The 23,007-nt window shown below is 41.6% G+C and carries 24 protein-coding genes and 1 pseudogene; 19 read left to right on the top strand and 6 right to left on the bottom strand.

What is annotated here, in order from left to right:
• Positions 1-128 precede the first annotated feature (128 nt).
• The 9 genes from GCU39_RS14950 (at position 129) to GCU39_RS14915 (ending at position 6,509) form a co-directional block, all read left to right on the top strand.
• Positions 129-1,751 carry a multicopper oxidase family protein gene (locus GCU39_RS14950; RefSeq protein WP_152394256.1) on the top strand — a complete coding sequence of 541 codons (1,623 nt, stop codon included), beginning with the start codon at positions 129-131 and terminating at the stop codon, positions 1,749-1,751.
• Between the two features lie 280 nt (positions 1,752-2,031).
• Positions 2,032-2,436 (top strand): prolipoprotein diacylglyceryl transferase, encoded by a 405-nt coding sequence (locus tag GCU39_RS31985; RefSeq protein WP_227793583.1) that lies wholly within the window; start codon positions 2,032-2,034, stop codon positions 2,434-2,436.
• 79 nt (positions 2,437-2,515) lie between these two features.
• On the top strand, positions 2,516-2,683 hold the full coding sequence (locus GCU39_RS31980) for a hypothetical protein (RefSeq protein ID WP_265333524.1): 168 nt from the start codon (positions 2,516-2,518) through the stop codon (positions 2,681-2,683).
• Positions 2,680-2,982, top strand: coding sequence for a NusG domain II-containing protein (locus GCU39_RS14940; RefSeq protein WP_152394255.1), 303 nt, complete (start codon positions 2,680-2,682; stop codon positions 2,980-2,982). The genes GCU39_RS31980 and GCU39_RS14940 overlap by 4 nt, the downstream gene beginning before the upstream one ends.
• Positions 2,983-3,049: 67 nt before the next feature.
• The gene (locus tag GCU39_RS14935; protein WP_152394254.1) at positions 3,050-3,307 is read left to right on the top strand and encodes a hypothetical protein; all 258 of its coding nucleotides are present in this window, start codon (positions 3,050-3,052) and stop codon (positions 3,305-3,307) included.
• Positions 3,308-3,533: 226 nt separating this feature from the next.
• Positions 3,534-3,734 (top strand): DUF2933 domain-containing protein, encoded by a 201-nt coding sequence (locus tag GCU39_RS14930; protein ID WP_152394253.1) that lies wholly within the window; start codon positions 3,534-3,536, stop codon positions 3,732-3,734.
• Positions 3,735-4,231: 497 nt separating this feature from the next.
• A complete protein-coding gene (locus tag GCU39_RS14925; RefSeq protein ID WP_265333543.1) occupies positions 4,232-4,897 on the top strand; it encodes a response regulator transcription factor in 666 nt (221 codons plus the stop codon).
• Positions 4,898-5,055: 158 nt separating this feature from the next.
• Entirely contained in the window at positions 5,056-6,294 is a 1,239-nt protein-coding gene (locus tag GCU39_RS14920) for a sensor histidine kinase (RefSeq protein WP_227793582.1), read from the top strand.
• Positions 6,295-6,296: 2 nt separating this feature from the next.
• Complete coding sequence (locus tag GCU39_RS14915; RefSeq protein ID WP_152394250.1) at positions 6,297-6,509, top strand: hypothetical protein; 213 nt, start codon at positions 6,297-6,299, stop codon at positions 6,507-6,509.
• Positions 6,510-6,816: 307 nt separating this feature from the next.
• Here GCU39_RS14915 and GCU39_RS14910 read toward each other — a convergent pair whose 3' ends face one another.
• Positions 6,817-8,808 (bottom strand): serine hydrolase domain-containing protein, encoded by a 1,992-nt coding sequence (locus GCU39_RS14910; protein ID WP_152394249.1) that lies wholly within the window; start codon positions 8,806-8,808, stop codon positions 6,817-6,819.
• 464 nt (positions 8,809-9,272) lie between these two features.
• On the opposite strand from GCU39_RS14910, the gene GCU39_RS14905 reads away from it, so the two are divergent.
• Both GCU39_RS14905 and GCU39_RS14900 read left to right on the top strand, forming a co-directional pair.
• On the top strand, positions 9,273-10,649 hold the full coding sequence (locus GCU39_RS14905) for a helix-turn-helix domain-containing protein (RefSeq protein ID WP_193726935.1): 1,377 nt from the start codon (positions 9,273-9,275) through the stop codon (positions 10,647-10,649).
• 89 nt (positions 10,650-10,738) lie between these two features.
• Positions 10,739-11,152 carry a VOC family protein gene (locus tag GCU39_RS14900; RefSeq protein WP_407671715.1) on the top strand — a complete coding sequence of 138 codons (414 nt, stop codon included), beginning with the start codon at positions 10,739-10,741 and terminating at the stop codon, positions 11,150-11,152.
• Between the two features lie 100 nt (positions 11,153-11,252).
• On the opposite strand, the gene GCU39_RS14895 is transcribed toward GCU39_RS14900, so the two are convergent.
• On the bottom strand, positions 11,253-12,158 hold the full coding sequence (locus GCU39_RS14895) for a copper amine oxidase N-terminal domain-containing protein (RefSeq protein ID WP_193726934.1): 906 nt from the start codon (positions 12,156-12,158) through the stop codon (positions 11,253-11,255).
• A 192-nt stretch (positions 12,159-12,350) separates the two neighbouring features.
• Between GCU39_RS14895 and GCU39_RS14890 the strand changes: the two genes are divergently transcribed.
• The 5 genes and pseudogenes from GCU39_RS14890 to GCU39_RS14870 all read left to right on the top strand — a co-directional run bounded on the left by GCU39_RS14890 (position 12,351) and on the right by GCU39_RS14870 (position 16,380).
• On the top strand, positions 12,351-13,214 hold the full coding sequence (locus GCU39_RS14890; RefSeq protein ID WP_193726933.1) for a hypothetical protein: 864 nt from the start codon (positions 12,351-12,353) through the stop codon (positions 13,212-13,214).
• 93 nt (positions 13,215-13,307) lie between these two features.
• Complete coding sequence (locus tag GCU39_RS14885; RefSeq protein WP_152394245.1) at positions 13,308-13,781, top strand: NUDIX hydrolase; 474 nt, start codon at positions 13,308-13,310, stop codon at positions 13,779-13,781.
• A 73-nt stretch (positions 13,782-13,854) separates the two neighbouring features.
• A pseudogene (locus GCU39_RS14880) lies at positions 13,855-14,013 on the top strand (NUDIX domain-containing protein); the annotation flags it as partial.
• 403 nt (positions 14,014-14,416) lie between these two features.
• Positions 14,417-15,466: a phosphodiester glycosidase family protein gene (locus GCU39_RS14875; protein ID WP_227793581.1), complete on the top strand. Its 1,050-nt coding sequence runs from the start codon at positions 14,417-14,419 to the stop codon at positions 15,464-15,466.
• Positions 15,467-15,894: 428 nt separating this feature from the next.
• Positions 15,895-16,380 carry a GyrI-like domain-containing protein gene (locus GCU39_RS14870; protein ID WP_193726932.1) on the top strand — a complete coding sequence of 162 codons (486 nt, stop codon included), beginning with the start codon at positions 15,895-15,897 and terminating at the stop codon, positions 16,378-16,380.
• Between the two features lie 145 nt (positions 16,381-16,525).
• Here the strand turns inward: GCU39_RS14870 and GCU39_RS14865 are convergent, their stop codons facing one another.
• Genes GCU39_RS14865 through GCU39_RS14850 form a run of 4 tightly spaced genes read right to left on the bottom strand, consistent with a single transcriptional unit; the run spans position 16,526 to position 19,309 of the window.
• Complete coding sequence (locus GCU39_RS14865) at positions 16,526-16,876, bottom strand: YxeA family protein (RefSeq protein ID WP_152394242.1); 351 nt, start codon at positions 16,874-16,876, stop codon at positions 16,526-16,528.
• A 22-nt stretch (positions 16,877-16,898) separates the two neighbouring features.
• Entirely contained in the window at positions 16,899-17,630 is a 732-nt protein-coding gene (locus GCU39_RS14860) for an ABC transporter permease (RefSeq protein ID WP_152394241.1), read from the bottom strand.
• A 12-nt stretch (positions 17,631-17,642) separates the two neighbouring features.
• Positions 17,643-18,395, bottom strand: a complete 753-nt coding sequence (locus tag GCU39_RS14855) for an ABC transporter permease (RefSeq protein ID WP_152394240.1) — start codon at positions 18,393-18,395, stop codon at positions 17,643-17,645.
• Positions 18,392-19,309: an ABC transporter ATP-binding protein gene (locus GCU39_RS14850; protein ID WP_152394239.1), complete on the bottom strand. Its 918-nt coding sequence runs from the start codon at positions 19,307-19,309 to the stop codon at positions 18,392-18,394. The genes GCU39_RS14855 and GCU39_RS14850 overlap by 4 nt, the downstream gene beginning before the upstream one ends.
• A gap of 164 nt (positions 19,310-19,473) precedes the next feature.
• Between GCU39_RS14850 and GCU39_RS14845 the strand changes: the two genes are divergently transcribed.
• The 3 genes from GCU39_RS14845 to GCU39_RS14830 all read left to right on the top strand — a co-directional run bounded on the left by GCU39_RS14845 (position 19,474) and on the right by GCU39_RS14830 (position 23,007).
• Positions 19,474-20,187, top strand: a complete 714-nt coding sequence (locus GCU39_RS14845) for a response regulator transcription factor (RefSeq protein ID WP_152394238.1) — start codon at positions 19,474-19,476, stop codon at positions 20,185-20,187.
• On the top strand, positions 20,188-21,606 hold the full coding sequence (locus GCU39_RS14840; protein WP_152394237.1) for a sensor histidine kinase: 1,419 nt from the start codon (positions 20,188-20,190) through the stop codon (positions 21,604-21,606). It abuts the gene before it with no gap.
• A 1,116-nt stretch (positions 21,607-22,722) separates the two neighbouring features.
• On the top strand, positions 22,723-23,007 hold the full coding sequence (locus GCU39_RS14830) for a DUF4183 domain-containing protein (protein ID WP_152394236.1): 285 nt from the start codon (positions 22,723-22,725) through the stop codon (positions 23,005-23,007).

Raw genomic sequence — 23,007 nt, 5'->3', positions numbered from 1 at the left:
GTTCACTTTTTTATTATAAAATGAGTTATTCAAATAGAAATTATTAAAAATTGGGATTTCTTCATCGTTTCCACACATTTTTTGTTTAAAGTAAACAAACAATCAAAATGAAGTGGAGGTTCATGATAATGACAGGGAAGATAAAAATATTACTTGCGATCGGTGCGATAAGCATCGTAATAACAGGATGTTCGAATTCTAGTGGTAAGGACGACATGGAAGGAATGGATCATTCCAAAATGAATATGAGCAACACTCAGAATACCACAAAAGGTCCATCCATTGCAGATAACAATATGCTCACGAAAGAAACACCTAAAGTGGATGGAAAAGAGTATACCATTACCGCACAAGCAAGCAATCTGAAAGTATCTGATGATAAGACATTGCCTGTATGGGCATTCAATAACTCTGTACCCGGACCGGAGATTCGTGTCAAAGTAGGCGACACGGTAAAAATTAATTTGAATAATGAACTGAAGGAACCTGTTTCAATTCATTGGCATGGTTATCCTGTTCCGAATAACATGGATGGGATTCCGGGGGTAACACAAGATGCGGTTGTGGCTGGAAAAACGTTTACGTATGAATTTAAGGCCACCATTCCAGGTACCTACTGGTATCATTCGCATCAAGATAGCGTTAATCAGCTCGATAAAGGGCTATACGGTTCGTTAATTGTGGAAGATCCGAACGAGAGCTACGATCGGGATTACACGCTAATGCTTGATGAGTGGGTAAGCTCTGGTGATACGAACATGAGCAACATGGATAGGGGCAACATGGAAGGCATGGATCATAGTCAAATGAATATGGGTACAGATGATGATGCGGATCATAGCGAAATGAACATGAGTGAAATGGGAAGTATGGAAGGTCACGATATGAGCATGTACGATCTATATACGATCAACGGGAAAAGCGGTAATGCAGTAGAGAAGCTAGTTGTTAAGGAGGGCGACAAAGTTCGTATTCGCCTCATTAATGCGGGTTACATCACACATACTATGCATCTTCACGGGCATGAATTCAAGGTAATTGCCTCAGACGGACAGCCTGTGAATAGTCCTGCTGTCATTACAGATCAAGGAATTGCTATCGCTCCAGGTGAGCGATACGACTTAGAATTTACAGCGAATAATCCTGGCACTTGGCTGCTTGAAGAGCATGGAAGCGACGATAAAGTGAAAAACATGAGAGCCATTATTGCATATGAAGGTTCAACCGTACAGTCCGATGCATCGAACGCATCTGAAAAGTTACCTCTATTTGATCTCATGAAATATGGTAAACAAGCCGAGACGAAGTTCTCCTTGAATCAAACCTTTGATCAAGACGTGCTACTGAATCTAAATACCGAAATGAAGGATGGAGAGATGGTTTACACCATAAATGGAAAGGTATTCCCAAATACAGATCACATTAATGTTAAGAAAGGGGATAAGGTGAAGGTTACCTTTGTGAATAAATCCAAGACCGATGATCATCCAATGCACCTTCACGGACATTTCTTCCAAGTTCTAAGCAAAAATGGCATACCACTTGAAGGGACGCCTGTCATCAAAGATACCCTTAATGTAAAGCCAGGCGAACAATATGTTGTGGCTTTCGAGGCGGATAATCCAGGGGATTGGATGTTCCATTGCCACGATCTGCACCACGCATCTGCAGGGATGGTAACCGATGTCATGTATAAAGACTTCCAAAGTAACTATACACCTGACCCGAGTGTGGGCAACAAACCAGAATAGTTAAAATGAAACTCCTGTAGGTATTTATGCTACAGGAGTTTTTAGATATATCCTATTCATATAAATCCACACATTTTCTTCATCGTTTCTCTGAAATCTTACGGCCTATCCATGAGGTGAGTCTAAAGATAATCAGCAAATAGAGACTTGTCTATATTGTTAAGCTTCTGTTTTATGTGACGAAATGATAAAAATTCCTACCTTCACAGATTCAACATATTTTTTATGTAAGATTGAAACAACGGTTTGACATGAATCGAAGTTAGGAGGATTACGAGTCGTGCAGGTTATTTTATTTCATATCGGGAATTTCCCTATTCGTTCATACGGTCTTATGATTGCAGTCGCCATTTTTCTATCTTCATGCGTTGCTTATTATCTTGCTCGGGGTACGGTCTATCGAAAGCACCTTTCTGACCTATTGATCTATATCATCGTAGGTGGGATTGTAGGGGCTCGTTTGTGGGAAGTGCTCTTCTTTCAAGGAGATTATTACGCCAAACATGTTCTTGAAGCTTTTCAAATTTGGAATGGAGGTCTTTCCATTCAAGGTGGGTTAATCGGTGGATTCCTTGCGGGGCTGTTCCCGAAGGTACTCTGGCTTATGATACGTATGGGTCTCAACCGTTATGGCCGGCTGAACTCTATGAAATGCAATGGAATATCGTCGTATTCGCAATCTTAATAAGCCTTAAAATGTAAAGTGGCCGCGAGGATTTATCTTTCTTTCCTACAATATCTTTTACAGCGCTGGACGGTTCTTCTTGGAATTCATGCGAGGCGATACGCCAAAGTATACTCTAGGATGGACGGCAGCTCAATGGACAAGTATGGCTGTTATCGTTATTAGTATCCTCTTTATGAGTGGATTGATGTGTAGTAAATGGAAAGAACAAAAACTTGAAGGTGTCGAGATTTATAAAGTGATGTGAGCAAGTTGAATCAAATCAAATTTAAAAAAGGAGATGTTATCTTCATCTCCATTCTACTAATTGTCGCAGCGATTATTTACGGTATCTGTACATTACAACTCTTCCCTGAAGAGATTTCCCAAGGGGAAACATATGCACAAATTCAATTAGATGGAAAAGTACACAAAACAGTCAAGCTAACAGAGGAGACGCAGTGGATTGAGATTCATACGAATAGAGGTTATGACTTGCTTAGAGTTCGTGATTACGGCATCGAAGTGGTGGAGTCAGATTGTCCAGAAAAAACGTTCCATCCGTAGATGGACAGTGGGATGATATGAAGTATGATTTCGTCTCAATATGTACTTATGAAAGGAGGTGAACACCATGAAAACCAAACTTATCGCTATCGTCGGTGCGTCTGTATTGGCACTTGGTATCGGAACTGCTGCCTATGCGGCAGAAGTTGGCCCAGGGAACTTTAGAGAGATGCTTCCATTCATGAAAGAAATGCATCCTAACTACAATGATACCGAGTTAGAGCAGATGTACAACAATTGTCATCAAAGTGGAGGAAATTCTAATAACCAAGGTAAGATGAAAAATAACTCCATGATGCAAAAAACTAAATTGGGATCGATTTAAAGGAATTGTTCGAATCTAATTATTAAAATATCAAATCTGATCTCGAATTCAGAAGAGCCGACTCTCGTGGTCGGCTTTTTACATTTGAAAAGGTAGGACCAACAATTGTTGAATCGTGTAGGTAGAATTCAACCTCATGCATTCTCCATGGAATCAACACGATTTCTACACAACCTTGATTTACAATTCAGTTATTGATTACGTTTTGGAAATGGAGGGTATACTGATGGATTGGTCGTGGTTATTATTTTTAGCTTGTCCACTGATGATGATAGTGATGATGTTCAGCATGCGTAGAGGTCATGGACATGGAAGTGGCGAACAGCGGAAAGGAAATCAAGAAGAGACGCAGAAGATGCAAAGAGAGTTAGAAGAATTGAAAGCTCAGAATGAGCAAATGAAAATTGATATTCAGAAATTAAGATAAGTTCGTTATCAAAAGGTGGTGTGAAATATGAGTTGTTGTGGAAATCATAATCAAGGAAACAGCAGTACGAAGAATGCTATTGAGCATGGATCTAAATCACACAATTGGATGTTGAAGTTATGTTGTGTACTCCCATTCATTTTTGTGATGTTAATCGTACTTATTAATTCATATCAAGGTAATCCAACGAATTATCTATTGATGGGTCTACTCTTAATATGTCCTCTATCGCATATGATTCTTATGCCAATGATAAACAGATTAAATAATAAGAAAACACCAGATTAATCGAACAGAGTGCCGTTTGCCTACGAATGTGGCTGACGGCTTTCCGCTTATGTAACGGGTGTGTTAAGTATGAGAGGGATATTAAGCGATAAAAAACACATTACCTTGAATTCATGTTACGAATGGTTTACATTGGGAACAGATTTGATAAGAAGTAGGTGAAAATATTGTCTAAAATTAAGATACTCCTAGTTGATGACGAATGGAATATGAGGAATTTGATCCGTATCTATCTCATGAAAGAGGGCTTTGAGGTCAAGGAAGCCTCATCAGGTTATGAGGCATTATCAATGATGAAGCAGTATTCATTTGATCTGATATTACTAGATGTCATGATGCCTGGTATGGATGGTTGGCAGGTTTGCAAAACAATTAGGGAAACAGAAACCATACCTATCATCCTGCTCACTGCTCGAACAGAAACAAAGGATAAGGTGCTCGGACTAGGTATTGGAGCAGATGATTATTTAACGAAACCTTTTGAACCCGAAGAGTTATTGGCACGTGTCTATTCGTTACTGAGACGTTCCATGATCAATCAATTAAATAAACTCCAAGAAACGATGATAGAACATCAAAACCTTAGAATAAGTCCTGAAGCTCGAGAAATCTATATTCATGATGTAAGCATTGATTTTACACCTAAAGAATTTGATTTACTTCTTTATCTGGCACAAAATATAAAACGATCTTTTTCACGTGAAGAGTTAGTTGAACGCTTATGGGGTTATGAATATTCGGGAGATGCACGAGTCGTGGATACGCACATCAAAAATATACGAGAAAAATTACAGCGCTCAGGACTTGGCTATAATCCTATTCAAACGGTTTGGGGCGTTGGCTATAAATTCGCAGCGCAGGGAGGGGAGGAATGAGACGAAATCGAATTGGGATGAAACTAGGTTTAGTCATCGCTTCGGTTTTTTTTATTGTCCTCTTCTTTCTTGGTGTGAGTCTATATCAGATGTTTTCGAACTTTTATTACAAGGAAATGAGGACGGAAGTCACGGAGATGACCTCTCATTTCATAACGATGGCAGAGACTACGGAGAACTCCTCCGAGGAAATGATACTTACCTTTGCAGATTTTTCAAATGTGAGTATGTTCTATATCAACGGAGTAGGTGAGATAACTCTTCATTCCGGTGGACATAATCCAGAAGATCGTTCATTTATTCGTTCAGAAGATTTGAAGAAGATTTTTTCAGGGCAGTCTATTAACTTAGAGCACCAAGATCCGTCAGGCAATCGTTTTTTTGTCATTGGTCAACCGATTTATAAAGATCATACAGTTTCTTCAGCTATTTATGTGATGGCCTCAACCCAAAGCATGGATAAATCCCTTGCTGCTGTTCGCAATCTTCTGATCCTTTCAGGGATTGGAGCGTTTTTGTTCGCCATAGGAATCACTTGGATTATGGCTCTACTCTTTTCACGTCCCTTAATTCTTATGCAAAAAGCGACGAAAAAAATAGCCATCGGAGAGTTAGAAACTCGCTTAGAGATTCATAGCAAAGATGAAATTGGTGATCTAGCTGTAGCAATCAATAACTTAGCATCCGATTTACAACGGTACCGAGATACAAGACAAGAGTTTTTCGCCAACATTTCTCATGAACTCCGGACTCCCATTACCTATTTGAAAGGCTACGCAAAAGTAGTGAAAAACCATTTATATGAAACTGAAGAAGAGAAGGATCGCTATTTAGATATCATTTATCAAGAAGGTATACGTATTCAACATCTGGTGGATGATCTGTTTGAACTGGCCAAGATGGAAGAGGGAAAGGTCAGTCTATACATGGATCGAGTCGACTTGAAGGATATTATCACCTTTGCGGTACAAAAAGTAGCCTTGAAAGCGAAGGATAAAGGATTAGAACTTGTTGTTCATCCATCTGCATCTGATTCGATAATTCGTGGGGATAGCATGCAAGTGGAGCAAATCGTGCTAAATTTATTAGAGAATGCGATACGTTATACGGAACAGGGTACTATTCAAATCTATATGAGAAGTACGTTTGATACTGTATCCTTCACAGTTGAAGACACAGGAATCGGAATTCCAGAAGATGAGCTTCCGTACATCTTTGATCGATTCTATCGGGTGGAGAAGTCAAGATCAAGAGAAACAGGTGGAACTGGGCTTGGGCTTTCCATCGTGAAGAAATTAGTTAAGCTGCAGGGTGGGACGATTCAAGTAAGCAGTAAAGAGGGGATTGGTACTTGTTTTACAGTTCAATTCGCTCTCCGGACGATGCAGGAGGAATAAACATGAAAAAAATAGACCTGTTGATCGCTGCATTGTTTATGATTGTCGGTGTGATGTGCTTAGCCTTTTCGGCTACTTATTATGGAAATAACTTATTTATGAGTGATGTAGGTTATGTCAAAACTGCTTGCATGTGGGTGGTATTATTGGGTGCAGCTGTCTATCTTATTTTCCTAATAAGTAAGAATAAAAGGAATAAGCGGAATAAAAAGTGACATCTTAATGGTTGATCCAGAAAGTGAACAAATAGTCCCAATTCTCTTACAAGATAGGGACTATTTGTTGTTTCATACGAGGATATACATCGTACATCGGCCTGCTCACCGGTACCTATCCCGATGCTGCAACCGTGTATAAACACCCCTTTACTGACCTGACAGCTTCAATATCATGAACGAGAAATTACGGCAAAGTAATGAGAAAAACCGGAAGCTCATCGAGGATAAGCCTTAGACTCGGATGAGATGTTGGTGACTTTTTCTAGTATTCCCTTCGATTGAGCTCTGGAGATTGATTTTGTGATCAGGGCGCTAACTTATAAATAGCTTCAGAAATTAATGCAGCGGCTTCTTTTCTAAGCATCTTTTGTTTGGCATGGTAATCGACACCTAATTCGGTTTTAGTAACTTCAGGCCCAAATAATTCTAGTGCTACCATTGCCTTAACTCCCTGTTTCGATGAGTCATTTACTTCTCCTGTTATCTGAGCATTTAACATATCTATCTCTGGCATTCTAAGTTTTTTGGCTGCTTTCATAAAAATAGTTGCAGCTTCTTGTCGTTGGATCGGCGCATCTATTGTGATAGGGGCGTTTATAATCCCGATGTCCTTTGCTTTTTGTACCTCTTCTGTGATTGATCCATTTTTTCTTTGTTCTGGTTCAATCGTAGGGGAGACTTCTAGTACTAGCATCGTCATGGTTATAAATTCTCCCCACGTTATAGGTTTATTCGGTTCAAACCGATCTTTCCAAGTTGAAGGCAACAGTTTTGACACTTGCACATTACGGATTTGTTGTGCATAAGCATCATCCTTTTGGACATCAGAGAAATATGGAAGTTTACTTTTTTGAGCATAAGACAATAGATTTTTCATATACGCAATCGAACCATCTGGATTTTCTTTAAAAGCTAGCATCTGCCCTTCATCGTTGATAAATAGTAGTGGATCAATCTGCTTATAAATATTATTGCCGTTAATGAAAGAGATATTATTTTCAAGTACTAACTCCCCATCACCATGTGGCGTAATATGAGTGATTAAAAAGTCTTTACGCAAATCTACAAAAGTTCCTGCAAAACGCTGCAATTCTTCCTGAGGGGTTGTCAAATACGTTGGCTGTTTCTTGGTAGGAAAAAAATGATTCATGAACTGTTTATAAAACTCTTGGCGTATGTCAGAAGGCATGTTTCCTACAATGAAGAAGCCCACTTGTTGTTCAGGTAGCAGTGTTAGTAAGTTGCTGAAACCTTCCCCATCGCCTCCTTTAGAAATGACGAGCTGATTATGGTGGTCTTGCGTGAGTATCGAATTTTCAAACCCTAGTGTTGTATCTGGATATGCAGGATGAATTTCAGATTGATATTCTTGCATCGCATGAACAGTTTTTGGTTGAAGAATATGTTTATTTTTGAAAACGCCACGATTCAGTTGGGCAATCATAAAATGGGCAATATCATCAGGTGTTGCATTGAGCGCTGCCGCTCCATCAATCGTAGGTGTCCAAGTATAGGGAGGGATTACATGGCCGTTTGGGTCATATTCGAGGGAGCGTTTTTTCTGAATTTCAGGGGATAAATAGAGACTGGTATTTTTCATCTCCAAGGGTTGAAATACATGTGTTTTCATATATTGTTCAAATGGCATACCTGATACTTTTTCGACCATATAACCCAACAAAGTATAATTAAAATTATCATACACGTACACTTCCCCGGGCTTTCGCACAACTGGAGGCATATTTGATTGCAAAAAAGGTCTCATGGGATGGATCTTTGTTAAATCTTCTTCAAAATCAACCTTTTGTGTTTCACTTGAAGCAAATCCAGCTGTATGATCTAGTAAATCTTTCACAGTAATGGGTTCTTTATATGGATTGTCAATTTTGACATCCTTTAAGTAGGTTTGGATATTTGTGTTTAGGTCAATCTTTCCTTGTTCAACGAACTGCATGATCGCGGTGGCAGTAAACGATTTTGTCGTAGAGGCCATTAGGAACACCGTTTTTTCAGGGTTAACGGCTATTTTTTTATCAAGATTTGCATAACCAAATCCTTTTTCATATAAGATTTTATCCCCTTGGACTACAACTACAGCTCCCCCGGGTACATTCATCTTTTTGATTTTATCCTGCTGTAAAAATTGTTCTACAAATTTACTAACCTCTGTAATAGATAAAGGTCTTGTGGGTACTTCTGCTGCTTCTACAGTCCTTCCTGTGGCTTGGCAGCCTGAAAGTAGAAATTGAAATGCAATAATAAATACGAGTATCAATGGTAATACTCTTCTTTTCATTGAATGACAGTCCTTTCTTTATGAGATCAAAACTTCTTCTTGCTGACACTCAATTCGACTTTCTTCCATGATAGGTTATTGTTAACTGATGGGTACGAAGTATATAGGTCATATACATGTACTCCTCTTGTCAACCTGATTCAACTTTAACAAAAGCTCCTGTCTTTTTTATTACTTCAATCTTAAGTGATTCTTACTTTTAGGGGTCACCGCATTGCGTCGGCTGCCTTTTCTAACTAACATCATTCCTCGCACTTTAAGCTGACAGCCCAATCCGTAAATGATACATGTTTTGGTGAATATTATCGTCATGATCGCACAAATTATCGTCGCTTTGTTTTTCATGCGGATACAAAAAATAGAAAATGATAAAAAAATACACTTCATGATTGGAACAATTTGCTATGATAAATTCAGCGTAAGGAAACATTCACTTCAATGTTAGTAGATTCATGGGGGTCTATATGTATACTGTCGAAACTGTTCAACGTGCGATTGATTATATAGAGGAACACCTTGTCGAGTCACTTGAGCTGGAGCAAATAGCCGAGGCAGCTGTGATGTCGGTGCCCAATTTGTATCGCATGTTTTATGCCATAGTAGGTCACCCCATCAAAGAATACATACGCAAGCGAAGAATAAGCGAGGCAGCATGTCTCCTGCGTCATACCAATCTCACAACGATCGACATCGGTTTCCGCTGTGGCTTTGATACTTATCAGACCTTCATAAAATCATTCAAGCGAAACACAGGCCTTACTCCAGGCCTATACCGGCGAGCCGAGTTCATTTACAGCTTCGAACGGATTAGCCTGATTGAGCGTGTGACCTACTTAGAGGAAAGGGAGATATCCGAACGCTTCCCATCCATAAAAGTCATTCGGCTCGCCCCGATGATGGGAATCGGCTATTTGTATTCCGCCTCAAGCGAGGATGGATTGGAAGAATCCTCTCTATCTGAATTCCGAGCCAATTTATCAAAGCTCGACATAAGCCAAATGAGGCTGTTTGGCTGGAATGTCAATCTGGAAGGCGCGAATCCATACGGTTACCAAATGGTTGCTGTTAGTGAAAAAGTGTACCCTGCGGAACACCAGGGTATACAGCCTTTTAGACTAATGGGCGGTCTTTATGCTGTAACAAGTATACCGAAAGGTTCCGGTTCCGAAATCGTTGCTGCATGGAACCGACTATTATCGGAATGGTTACCACTTAGTACGTTCGAACTCGGGGAGCATGGTTTTTTGGAAGAGTACCAGCAATGTAACAGTCAGATTGTTCGTTTGAAACTTTACCTTCCTGTAAAGCGCAGACAGAAGACGGAGACGATCCAAATAATGGTACGACCATCAGTAAGGGTGGTGTCTTTTCGAGCCCAAGGTGTGGACTGCGTGGCACGGGCCGATGAGGCTTCACTTGATTGGTTAGCCCGTAACGAGTTTGTTGGCGATAAACGCCTTCAGGTATTTATGAGTTGTAGTTATGGCATGCCGACGAATGAATGCGATACATATGAAGTCTACATCGCTCCACCGGAAGATTTTATGCTCTCTCAGGAGAACGAGAACCAAATTACCAGTTTGGAAGGCGGACTGTATGCATGCTTAACTACTGGAGCCTACGGTTCAATGTCGGGTGTTCTCGAGCGGATTTACCGCTGGCTTGTTACGTCTCCCGATTACGAGTTAGATAGAGAACGGTCTTGGTATGCCCACTATATACCACCTGATTCTGGTGAAGATGGAGAGGGATTATCGGAAACGGACATGGAGTGGGCGGTTACAGTGATGTGCTTTGTACCCATCAATTTACTTAAAATAAAAATGGAGGATGGACCATGAGACAATTGCCTAGAAGTAAAGAACTAATTGAAGACTATCGACCGGTTGGGGTTCCAAAAGCGTTAAAAATGATAAATGGAGGGAAATCAATGATCGAGCAACAGAAAATGAATGATGGAATGACCAGAACTAGCCCAGTTATGAACAAAGTGGGAAGCATTTTCATCCCGGTTCGGGATATTGAAAAATCTAGAAGCTGGTACTGCCGGGTTCTAGGGCTGAATGAGGCGGATGCGCAAATTATGAATGGTCACCTATGCCCGATCCCAATGATGGACGGGGCGGGGATTATTTTGGATACCATGCCAATGTGGGGTGGCGACCAGCCGGGCGGAGCACCATCAATTGAGACCCCAGCCTTTATGTTATTAACAGAAGATCTTCAAGGCTCACTAGATTATATGAAAGAACTCGGTGTGGAGCTCGTTACGGATATACAGCACGATCATTGGTTCGTCGTGAAGGATCCTGATGGAAACAAATTGATGATTTGTAGGGTATAGGGATTATTATTGATCTAGGCAGAAATGGAATGAACAGCCAATAAGAAAACCCCTCGACTTCTTACAGTCGGGGGCTGGCATGCTAGCGAGGATATGTAATCTATTTTGTCCTCGCATCGATTCTTTTTTCTTCGTTGATTGGGACAATGACTTTGCCTTTATTGTTTTCCTTTGATCGGTCGAGTTGCCCTAGTTCGGTTGACTTTCCCAATTTGTCGATCGTACCATAGTACGTGTAATCGGACATTACGCTATCCATGAAATAGACGGCTTCCCCTAGATCGGCTGGTTTGTTTCCTTTCTCGCGGTGCCCTATATTCGATTGTGGATCATCTCCTTGCCATTTTACTTCCGCAAGTCCATCCGCATTAATTTCAACATAATTAATTAGCCCTTTATATTGTTCATAATAACGGAGAGTTTCTCCCTTAGGAAACGTATATTTGATTGAAAATCCTTCGCCCTGTGGTTGAAGAGCGTCCTTCCCATATATGATAGGAAGGCTAATAGCAATCTTTCGTGCCTCCGTCAAGTCTCCGCTCATCAATGTTTTGAATCGTTCTTGCTCTGAAGGGGTGCGAACGACGACTTTATTGCCCACTTTGTCATAACTAACGCTACCACCCAAGTTCTCAGACAAGAAACGTAAAGGCACAAAGGTACGACCACCCTTAAAGGTTACTTGCGCATCAAGCTTTACTTTCTTCCCGTTAATCATTGCTTCCTGAGCCCCACCACTTAATTGAATGCTCACGTTGTTGACCTTGTTTGTAATCTTGACCGTCTTCGAATTGGCATCATAGGTATAACTAAGCCGAGCCGGATCATCAAAGGCACGCAATGGTACAAGTGTACGACCCTGCAACAATAGTACCTCTTCCTGTTGCTTCCCATTCATATACACGTTTAGTGATGTTGCCGGCGCTGCAGCGAATATCGTTGTTGGCGCTACGACAAGAACCGACAGTAGAAAAGCGGAAATAAGAAACGGATAACATTTTCTCACTATAGTTCCTCCATTCGTATCTAATCTCATACATCCATAATAAACGAATCAATATGTAGGAATGTTTCACATTGCAGAGAAATCGTTTCTGTTCTTTTTAATTCTAAATGTCCCTTTTTCCGATTGATCGGGTGTTATATGTATTGCAACCTATAATGCAAGGCCTTATGGCCGAAAGGAGCTCAAACTTATATGGTAGGAAAGAAAATGAAAGCAGCTATTTCGCTCGCTGCGGTAATGATGATTGCAGGAACGGTAAGTGTATACGCATCGACTCCCTCAAATGCGCACAAAGAATTGTATAATGGGGTCTCTGCTACACTTATCAAGGCGGCGGATAAAAAGCCTGCGACAATACAAGATCAGATCAATCAGCTATATGTTGGTCTTAAGCCAGGTCAAGTCATTGCCTATTATGTGGCGGATCAGAAATTTAACCCGCTCAATCAGATTTATTTTGCAGGAAAGGGTTATGTTCTCAAAGACTACAATGAATATATGGCCAAAGCTAAGAAGATGAACGCACCTCTTTTCACGAAGCCCAAAGACTTGCCGAAAGGTTACAAGTTCAAGACAGGAGTTCTATATCTCAAGAACCCCGATGAATCATCAGAATTGTATAAAAAGTTAGATCAAGAGTTGAAGGCACAAGCGGCACAAGGGAACAAATCTTTGTACACGAAGTCATTAGAGGTTGGCGAAGCATCTAGTGCGGTTCTCATGTATGTAAAAGACAAAGTAGAGGTCTCGGTTGTCTCGACATTTGTGATGAAGTCGCAGCCGACCAACGGGACACCTGTTCCTGATTCCAATCCCAATAAAATAACAGAAACCATTGAAATCGGTGGCATCGAATGTGTTTATACAACGGAGTTAAAAGGGAAGGACCACTTAGATTGGACGGATACGGATAATCAAGTGCGCTATTCGATTTGGGCTGAGGGTGTAAAATCGGACGTCGTCAATTTCGCTAAAAGTATGCTCAAAAATGAATTCATCTCCAAGACTAAAAGGGCTGCCATTTGGCAGCCTTTTCTCAACTATGGAGCAAGATAGAGCAACGATACCCAACGGGCAGGATAGCTCAAAAGTATCGCGAACCCTACATATGGAATTGTTTACGAATTTCTAAACGGATGGTGATACTACATGGTACACGAACAACCAAAACATACTGTTTCTGTTTCCGCTTACGTTATGAATGAGAGAGGTGAAGTATTATTACTACGGACACATTGGCGTTCAGATACTTGGGAAATGCCAGGGGGGAACGTTGAGGTTGGCGAACCTTTAGATGTAGCAGTTTATAGGGAGTTTCTTGAAGAGACTGGGATTGTAATCCGCCCTCTAGGGGTTACGGGTGTGTACTATAATGCAACGAAGCATGTTTTATCAGTTGTTTTTAAGGCTGAGTATGTGAGTGGAGAAATAAAAATTCAACCAGAAGAGATTATAGAAGCCAGATATGTTGAGTTAAATGAATCGAATATAGACCAATATATAACCCGTCCAAACCAAAAATCTCGTACACTAGATGCGATGCGTGCAAAATGTTTTATTCCGTATGAAACCTGGGAAGTAAGTCCGACATTTAACTTATTGTCTAGGTTATACAACGAGTAATAATTTTGAGTTTGTTCAACTAACGGGCAGTTTTGTTTAATTAGGGGTTTACAAAAATATGGGGGCTGTTTAAATGGATTACATAAAATATTTAAGGTCAATGGTAGGAAATGAGAAGGTAATTATGGTTGTTGCGGGTGCATTTGTTTTTGATAAAGAAGATCGAGTGCTGATGCAAAAACGTTCTGATAATGGTCAATGGGGTTTTCCAGGCGGGTTTATGGATTTAGGATGAGAGCGACCCGTAATTGGTGTATGTGTCGCTCTTTTTCGTGGGCTAGAATTTGTTTTTCTGCGCTTGTGAGGAAGTGAATGTCGCCATTCAAAAAAAGCCCCAGACATTTTTGAAGTGCACCCCTTATAGTAGACATTGGAAAAACACCCTGTTGTTTAAACCGAAGGAAACTATAGGGGGTGCTTTTCGTTATGTCGAGCATAAATAGATGTTCTCCAAATGTCGATATAAGTAATATTACCTATATTGTTGATTGTGGGGTATATCGAAAGCAAGGGGAGCTGAAGACACAGAGATGAGAAAGAACTGTTGGCTAGTGTTATTGGGAGTAACGCTGTTACTGGCTGGAGGACCGTGGCAGCAAGTCGCTGAAGCAGGGGGAATACGAAATTATGGCTATATGGATACAAAATCCAATCGAACTTATGTACCAATCCGCTATTTGAGTGAGCAATTGAAGTATAGTGTGGCTTGGAACGAGCAAGCTCAAGAGATTACTGTAAGTAAGGAACAGAATAAGATCATTCTCACAATAGGAAAGAAGACGGCAATTTGGAATGATAACACGATTCAGGTAGATGCTGCACCATTCGTGCGCGGAGGAGTTGCCTATGTACCGATTCGCGTCATGATTGATGCGATGAACCTACCTTTGGAATGGGATAAATCTGGTTCTACGCTGGTCTTTCAAAATGGTGAACAACCCTCGAAATTGCCTATTATTTCACTAGATCGCGTGGTATCGTCACAGCCAATAACGAAGAAACAGCAAACGTTCAATGTCGGTCAAAAACAGATAAAAGCCACGATCCTGCAAATCGATCTGTTGAGCAAGGATATTCAGTTAGGTGTTGCTGTAGCTAACAACAAGATTGGAACAGTAGATTCTTTAAAGCATATGGCAACAGTTAATAATGCTGTGGCAGCAATGAATGGAACGTATTTTGCTGCGTATTCTAACACAGGGATACAGAATCCATTTGGATATATCGTGCAGAATGGAACTGTAGTAAATAAGAGTCCAGGTGATAACCGATCTGTTTTGGTGTTCACGAAAGATAATCAAGTGGAAATAGTGTCAGGGAAAGACTTTCAGATACGTGTGAAGGAAGAACAAGTATATGGTGCCCTGCAGGCGGGTCCGCGGCTTGTGACAAACGGAAAAGTTACAGTTGATCCAGCAACAGAAGGATTCAGGGATCCAAAGATTCTTACCAACAGCGGTGCTCGCAGTGCAGTGGGGGTAACAAAAGACCATAAACTCATATTGGTAACCGTACCGGGTGCGAAAGTGACGGAACTGGCACAAGTGATGCTGCAGGCAGGTGCGTATCAAGCGATGGGACTAGATGGTGGGGCATCGAGCGGTTTGTACTATCAAGGTTCTTATCTAACATCTCCTGGTCGTGAATTGAGCAATGCACTACTCATTTATCAAAGCAAATCATAAATTATAAGCATAACAAAAAAGCGCCATCGTCATGCCACTTCTTCCGGCATTGCGATCGGCGCTGTTTTGCTTTCTGGTTCGTAACCATACTAGTACAGATAAAGGAATTTAAATTTGATGTAAGAAGAGAAAGAATGAACATAAACGGAATCGAAGCGCGACAAGGAGATGATGGTCAAGCTGGCAAAGTCGATGAAGTGAGCAAGTGATTCAACTAACGGGACACGATAGTTGAATCATAATATAGAGGCAGCTGGTCAAACGATTTCATTTAAGTAACGGGCAGGTTAGCTAAAGATCATACTCGGTGAACCGTACCACAAGTAACGGCAAGTTTTTTGGAGAATCAAATGTGCTTTAGCAGGGAAAATATGGATATAAATCGAAATGTTATTTTATGCCTTTATGAAACCGAAAGGAGAAACGAAATGAGCGAACTAGGCGTTAAAGATAACACGTGTAGAGTGGTCAAAAGAGGATTCTCAGCAGTTGGAATCAGGCATGAAGCGAAGTATTCAGAATACCCAACCGTAATTCCGCAATCATTTGACTCTTTAATAAGTCGTATGGAGGAAATCCAAAATCGAACTGGTGAAAAATTGGCTCTGTACGAACCGGGTAATTATGCACCTGATAACCTTGGAACCTACTATACAACCGCTCAAGTCACAGAGATTGGTTCTATTCCACAAGGAATGGTAAGCCAGACCACTCCTGTGTGCACTTATGCTGTCTATACGCACAAAGGTGAGATTTGGAAAATAGGTGATGCTTATGGTTCTCTTAACCGTTGGATTGATGAGAATGGCTACAAACATAGTAAAGGTTGGGTAGTGGAGTTGATGGACGAAAGATTTAATCCGACTTCACCTGAAAGTGAGCTAGAGATTTATACGCCAATCGAAGAGAAATAGTCCACGAAAGAGGAGTGACCCTGCAAACCATCGTTTGTGGGTCTTTCTACGTTCTGGCATGAATCAATATCTTTATTTATTCAGCTAACGGAGAACGTTGGTTGAATGACTAAAGGCTGCCTTATGGCAGCCTCAAAAAAACTTGTTATTGTTGATATTGCTCCTGAACCGCCTTCGGCAACTCTGCGAAGGTAACCTCTTCCCAGTATGTTACGCCCCGAATCAACGTGTGATATAGCTGAATATAAGCTCCTTCTCTCAATTGCTTTCCTGCCGAAAAACCAAGCTTCTTTTCATTCCCTCCCTCATTATAGGAAGTCAGCTCATACTTATAACGCCCATTCTCATCTTGCACACCAAGTCCGGTTATCATCGCATAATAGATTGTTTTTCCCGCAGAAGTCTCAGGATTCAGCTTCTCCGGGTTGAAGAAGAACATCCACAAGCATGTCCCAATCACAATGATGAGTCCCAGCACTAGCAACATTTTTTTCATTATAAATTCCTCCTAAGCGCAATCAGGATGAGACGATATCTTTATTCTTCAACCGGCGAATAGACATCGACGAAAAAATAATAATGAAAGCTAAATTGATCATCCAAAATAGAAAGATCTGCAGATCAGTCAACTTATCCTGACTCATCACACGCATGCCAATGTTGAGCAATGAGAACGGGAACAATATTCCGAGCTTGGCAATATACATGCCAAGACCAATAAAGACCGCACAGAGACTAATGCCGATAGGCGTGGCGAAGCTGCGGATCCGCAGCGAAAGTCCCAATTGAAGAGCGCTAATAGACATACATGCATACCATCCACGTATCGTCCAACCTATCGTCTTTACAGGGAAAGGCCCGGGTAAGGAGAGTAAGGTACCTGCAAGCCAGTAGAGTCCCAAGAACAGCACTTGCGCGAACAAGATTAAAATGCTAACGACAATCCATTTGGCAAGAAACACACTGGTAACTGATACAGGAGAGGTCATGACCATATTCCAATTTCGGTTTAAATGCTCCAGTCTGCATATGTAGGAACAACAGATGGCAATGAGAATAGGTAGGAAAAACACACCGTAAAACAGACTGACCTGGGTCCACAGGCTATACCAACCATTTTGCAGGGCGCCCTGGTTCAAATAATAATTCGCACATCCAATCAACAGACTTATGATTGGAAGTACAGCGATGACAAGACTGATCCGGGAATGACGCAGTTTGAGCCATTCAGCAGAAATACTTCGTTTCATCAACTTTCCTCCTCAGATTTCCTGCCGGCTTACATGGATGTTCCCGGCGATATAGAACAGGACGGTCATTATCAACGCCCCCACTACAATTCCAAAGCTTAATGGCTGTACTAGATAGGCGCCCGCATACTCGGCGTATCGATAAGTAACCGGACTGAGATCCAAATAGTAAGACCAGATAAAAATATGTCTAATCGCAGCCGGAAATAATCCGGCGGTCATTCCGATGAAACTGCCTAGCATGCCCATGCACAGCGCAAACGCTTGATTTTTAATAGCAAAAGAAATCCATTGCTGAAGTGCTGTGACAGCAAGAGTTGTCAGTAGGGTCCCCCCAATGAACCGGAATAGTAGATCAATAGGAAGCGTACCGTGGAAATCCTTTATGACCCCAAACACGATGATGAATAAAGCTTGTACACAGATGCCATACAGGAGCAGACTATTGGTGCTAATATACTTCGCCGCGTAGAGATGCCTGCGTCCCACATTGGTAGCAACAAGCATTTTCCAGGTCGATCCTTTATGCTCCATATCACAAATGCGCGAGACAACAACGGCTGAAATAATCGGCATAAAAAAGCCATTCATGGAGGATATACTAAAAAAAATAGATTCCCAAACGGCGTGATCCGGATTGCTCGCAATGGACCGGCTAATGGACATAAAAGCCCACAGCATCTCTACGACAAGAAATAAGATAATCATAATCCATATTTTTTTGCGACGGATTTTGAAATATTCCAGTCCTAATAACTTGATCACAAGCTCCGCTCCTTTCCTGTCAACTCAAGGAAGATATCCTCCAGACTTTTCTTCTGCTCCTCGATCCGTGTGACAGCGATTTGATGCTCAACAAGCAATCTGTTCATTTCCGCCACTTCCGAATCCTGAATATTGCTAAGCTCAAGCCGGCCTCCGCTTTGTGTTGGACGGTATCCTTGCGCGAATAGTAGCTGCTCCGCTTTGGCATTGTCTCCCGTTTTCATAAAAATGGCGTTTCTATTTTTTTGCCGCAGGCTGTCCATACTGCCCTGATACAACAGATTCCCTTCGCTGATAATGCCTACTGAGGTAGCGATCTGTTCGATCTCCGAGAGAAGGTGGCTGGAGAGCAATATCGTTATTCCATAGCGTTCGGGTAACGATTTGATAAGCTCCCGAATTTCACCAATGCCTGCGGGATCAAGACCGTTCGTCGGTTCATCGAGGATCAACAGCTTGGGAAAGGCCAGCAGGGCCATTGCGATTCCCAGTCGTTGCTTCATTCCTAGCGAATATTGTTCAGCTTTTTTGTTCTTCTGATTTTCCAGCCGTACAATACGAAGCGCCTCATCTACGTTTTTATCTGGCACGTTCCGCAGGCGCTGCATGACCTTCATATTCTCAAGCCCTGTCAAATGTCCGTAGTAGGAGGGAGATTCAATCAGTGATCCGGTACGTTGCAGTATGGATGGTCGATGTTTGCTTATGCTTTCCCCGAAAATGTTAATTGTCCCTTCAGTAGGCTTAATGAGTCCGAGCAGCATTTTTAGCGTAGTCGTTTTCCCCGCTCCGTTTGGGCCCAGAAACCCATAGATTTCTCCCTCCTGTACATGTAAATCAACTTTATTCACACTGTGAATTTCCCCATACGTTTTGGACAGATTTTGCGTTTGCACAATTGCTAATGCGCTCATAGAAAGTCAGCTCCATTCAAGTCTTTTTAAATTTTTCCCTCTGTTTTAACAGTAAGGAATCTACCTTTCCTTAATCTTTAGAAGACCTTACGCCAACCTTAAATAGAATCTGAAAAACACAGCTAATCCCTCTGTTCATGTATAATAAATTCAGGTGGTGCAGCATGGAAAATTTAAAAGACAAAAAAATATTAATTGTAGATGATGAACCGGAAATCAGAATTATGATAGAAAGATTTTTAAGAAAAGAGGGATTTTTCCGCATTTTCACAGCAGCCGACTGTGCTTCAGCTCTATCGATCTGCCACACAGGCAAGCCGGATATCGTGATTCTCGATGTCATGCTGCCTGATGGCGATGGATTCTCGCTTCTGTCTTCCATTAGACAGTTCTCGGAAACTCCTATTCTTTTTCTCTCCGCGCGGGGTGAGGATGAAGACCGATTGCTTGGACTAGGTTTGGGGGCAGATGATTACATTGTGAAGCCGTTTCTACCGCGGGAGCTGGTATTACGGCTTATGGTAATACTAAAGCGGGTCTTCTCCTCTCCCGTGGTGGAGCGCTTGTCTGCTTTTCGATTGGGAGAACAAATCATTGATCTGGATAGCGCTGTTGTGCACAGGAATGATAAAGAGCTGCCATTGACGGCAAAGGAACATGCGATTCTTGTAAAGTTGTACGAAAACCAGAATCGCATTGTCACAAGTGACGCCTTATGTCAGGCCGTTTGGGGAGATGACAGCTACGGATATGAAAATACATTAATGGTCCATATCAGGCGGGTACGTGAAAAAATCGAGCTCGATCCCTCCAAACCGATCCATCTTCTCACCGTCAGAGGACTGGGATATAAGTTGCTGGTGAAGGAGATACGTTAAGTGGAGGGAATTATTCGCATATTACGCCGGTTTGTCGCCACGACCATTTTTATCTCGATATTTCTGCTTATTTTTAATTTCGTACTCTTGGGCACGCTGGTGTTCACAGAAAATTACCAGCATCCGTCCCCAGAAGGCATGGTTAAGCAAGTGGCCAACGGCTTGGAGAAGCAGGATGACAGCTTTCAACTGGACGAGCAGGCAACCGAGCTTCTGAAGCAGAATGATGCCTGGGCCATGCTGCTCGGTGAAAAAGGTCATGTGAGATGGGACTACCATCTACCTCATGATGTTCCTAAATCCTACAGTCTAGTCGATGTAGCCAAGTTCTCGCGGTATTACCTTATGGATTATCCGGTTTATACGTCGGAACATAAGGATGGTCTGATGGTGGTAGGGTATCCCAAGGAAAGCCACTGGAAATATCAATTGGATTTTCTTCCAGATTGGATAAGTTCGTTGCCTCTGCGGATTGTACTATTGCTACTCTGTAATTTAGCTTTGGCTCTGCTGATATCTGTTGTCATTGGCACGCGTCTCATAAGAAAGATACGCCCTCTGGTGGATGGCGTTCACAATCTAGCCAGGGAGCAAGAATCGGTTCAGTTGGATGCCAAAGGTATATTCGGTGATTTAGCCCAGAGCATTAATTCCGCGTCAGCTATACTTCAGAGCAAGACAGCTGCGCTGCAAGCTCGGGATGAAGCACGCTCCAACTGGATTGCCGGGATTTCTCATGATATTCGGACACCACTCTCGCTCGTGCTCGGTTATGCAAGTGAAATGGAGGATCATTCAGACTTGCCAAAGGAGCAGCGGCATCAGGCCGGTATTATCCGGCGGCAAGGCGAGAAACTTCGCTCACTTGTAAGTGACCTGAATTTGGTCTCCATGCTCGAGTATGAAATGCAGCCTATGCATTTGAAGCCCATCCGACTATCGGTTTTGGCAAGACAGGTTGTCACGGAATTTTTGAATAACGGATTGGATGACCGCTATGTGATTGAATTGAAACTGACCGATGAAGCGGTTCAGATCCAGGGGGACGAGAAATTGCTTCTTCGGGCAATCAGTAATCTTGTCCAGAACAGCGTGCGTCATAACTCGCAGGGCTGCAAAATCATCATAGAAGCTTCTTTATCCAATGACCGATCCCATTATCTCTTTATCGTAAGAGATAGTGGACGAGGAATCCTACAGGAGCAATTGGCGGAGATTACCGAATTGCACTACTCAACAAGGAGAAAACGGCCTGATCAGCAAGGTCACGGCCTGGGGCTTCCGATGGTGGCAAGGATTGCGAAGGCGCATCATGGGCGCCTCATTCTTGCAAGTGGCTCGGACCAAAGAGGCCTAAGAGCGGTCATGGAATTCCCTGTGCAGTCACAGAATGGAAAAGTAGACAATGAGGAAATTTGATTTTACATGTGGTTTTGGTGCGAAGCGGTATGCAAGTCTAATCTATGAAATAACACTTGTAGAATTTGACTGAGTTCATGTGAGAAAACCCGTGGGAAGGACAGTCTTGTACAACGGAAAATGGTTACCGATATAAGCTTGTGTATGCGTCGTTTATTAAACTAACGGGACACGATAGCTTAATAAAATATTGCAACGCGGCTGCCGGCACAATTCGGAAGCCGCGTTTTGCGCTAACGGGCAGGATAACGTGGTAATCCTCATGGAAATGAGGAAGGAAATTAGCACTAATAATGATTTTTTTCACTAAGTGAACTTTATATATTATAAACTGAAAGTCAGAGAATAAGCAGGGATGAAATGAAAAATGGAGGTATTAAGATTAAACGAGAACGAATTAAAACAATCTTTTTATATGGTGTTTTCATTTGTTACATAGTGTTTTTAATTTAGGTCTGCATCGTATTCAAGCCATGGTAATGCCAGAAAATGATCCATCAATAAGTTTATTGAACAAACATAATTTTAGAAGAGAAGGTCTGTTAAGAGCGTACTATTTCGGTACTCTATTTACTGATATTTTAATATATTCTCTCCTTGCTGAAGAATTAAATAATTAATTTGAACTAACGGGACACTGTAGTTGAATCATGATATAGAGGCATCTGGTCAAACGATCAGCTGCTGTTTTCATTGATAAGGCAGGAGGGCTTTTAATAATGGACGTATTAGACGAACAAACTGATTCACAATTAAATGTGATTTCAGAGCTGAATGTGGTATAAATTCCCGAAAGTCACTGATCCAATTCCCAATGGTGTGTCTGTTTACATTAGGCGAGCCGCAAGTTCATACTTACGTAAATATGGCTTCATAATGATTTATGACACCTACTTCACAATAATCGGTTCGCTAGTTTTTCTTTGGCAGAAACAAGATGGCAATGATGATCGCACTTGTTTTCATTATTCTGCAAAGCTCTTAAATTCCATAAATCTACCCTGTGAAATAAAGTAGCATCTCATAAACGATTAGCATTTACTATAATATGCAAGTCTATTGAATGTTTTTTCATTCGATGAGTTGTAAAAACAAATGAATGGAGTTGTTTGAGTAATGGCAATTATTAAACCGTTTATGGCGAGTAGAAGATTTACATCAACAATAGCATCAGGAACAGGAACGGGGCCTACATTTGCGATTGCAGCTACTGCATTTACAGATGACACAGGAGTCGCTGCAACGGCATTTCCTGCCTCGCCTTCTTACTACAACCTTTATATTAATGGTGTGCTCCAACAGGGTAATACTTCAACAGCAACGACTACGACGTTGACAATTCCAGGCGGGGATGTTCTTGATCCAGCAACACCAGTACTGGTGGAATTTGTTGTAAATTAA

Source organism: Paenibacillus guangzhouensis, assembly GCF_009363075.1.
Lineage (GTDB): Bacteria > Bacillota > Bacilli > Paenibacillales > Paenibacillaceae > Paenibacillus_K > Paenibacillus_K guangzhouensis.
This window is presented reverse-complemented; position numbering and strand designations above follow the sequence as displayed.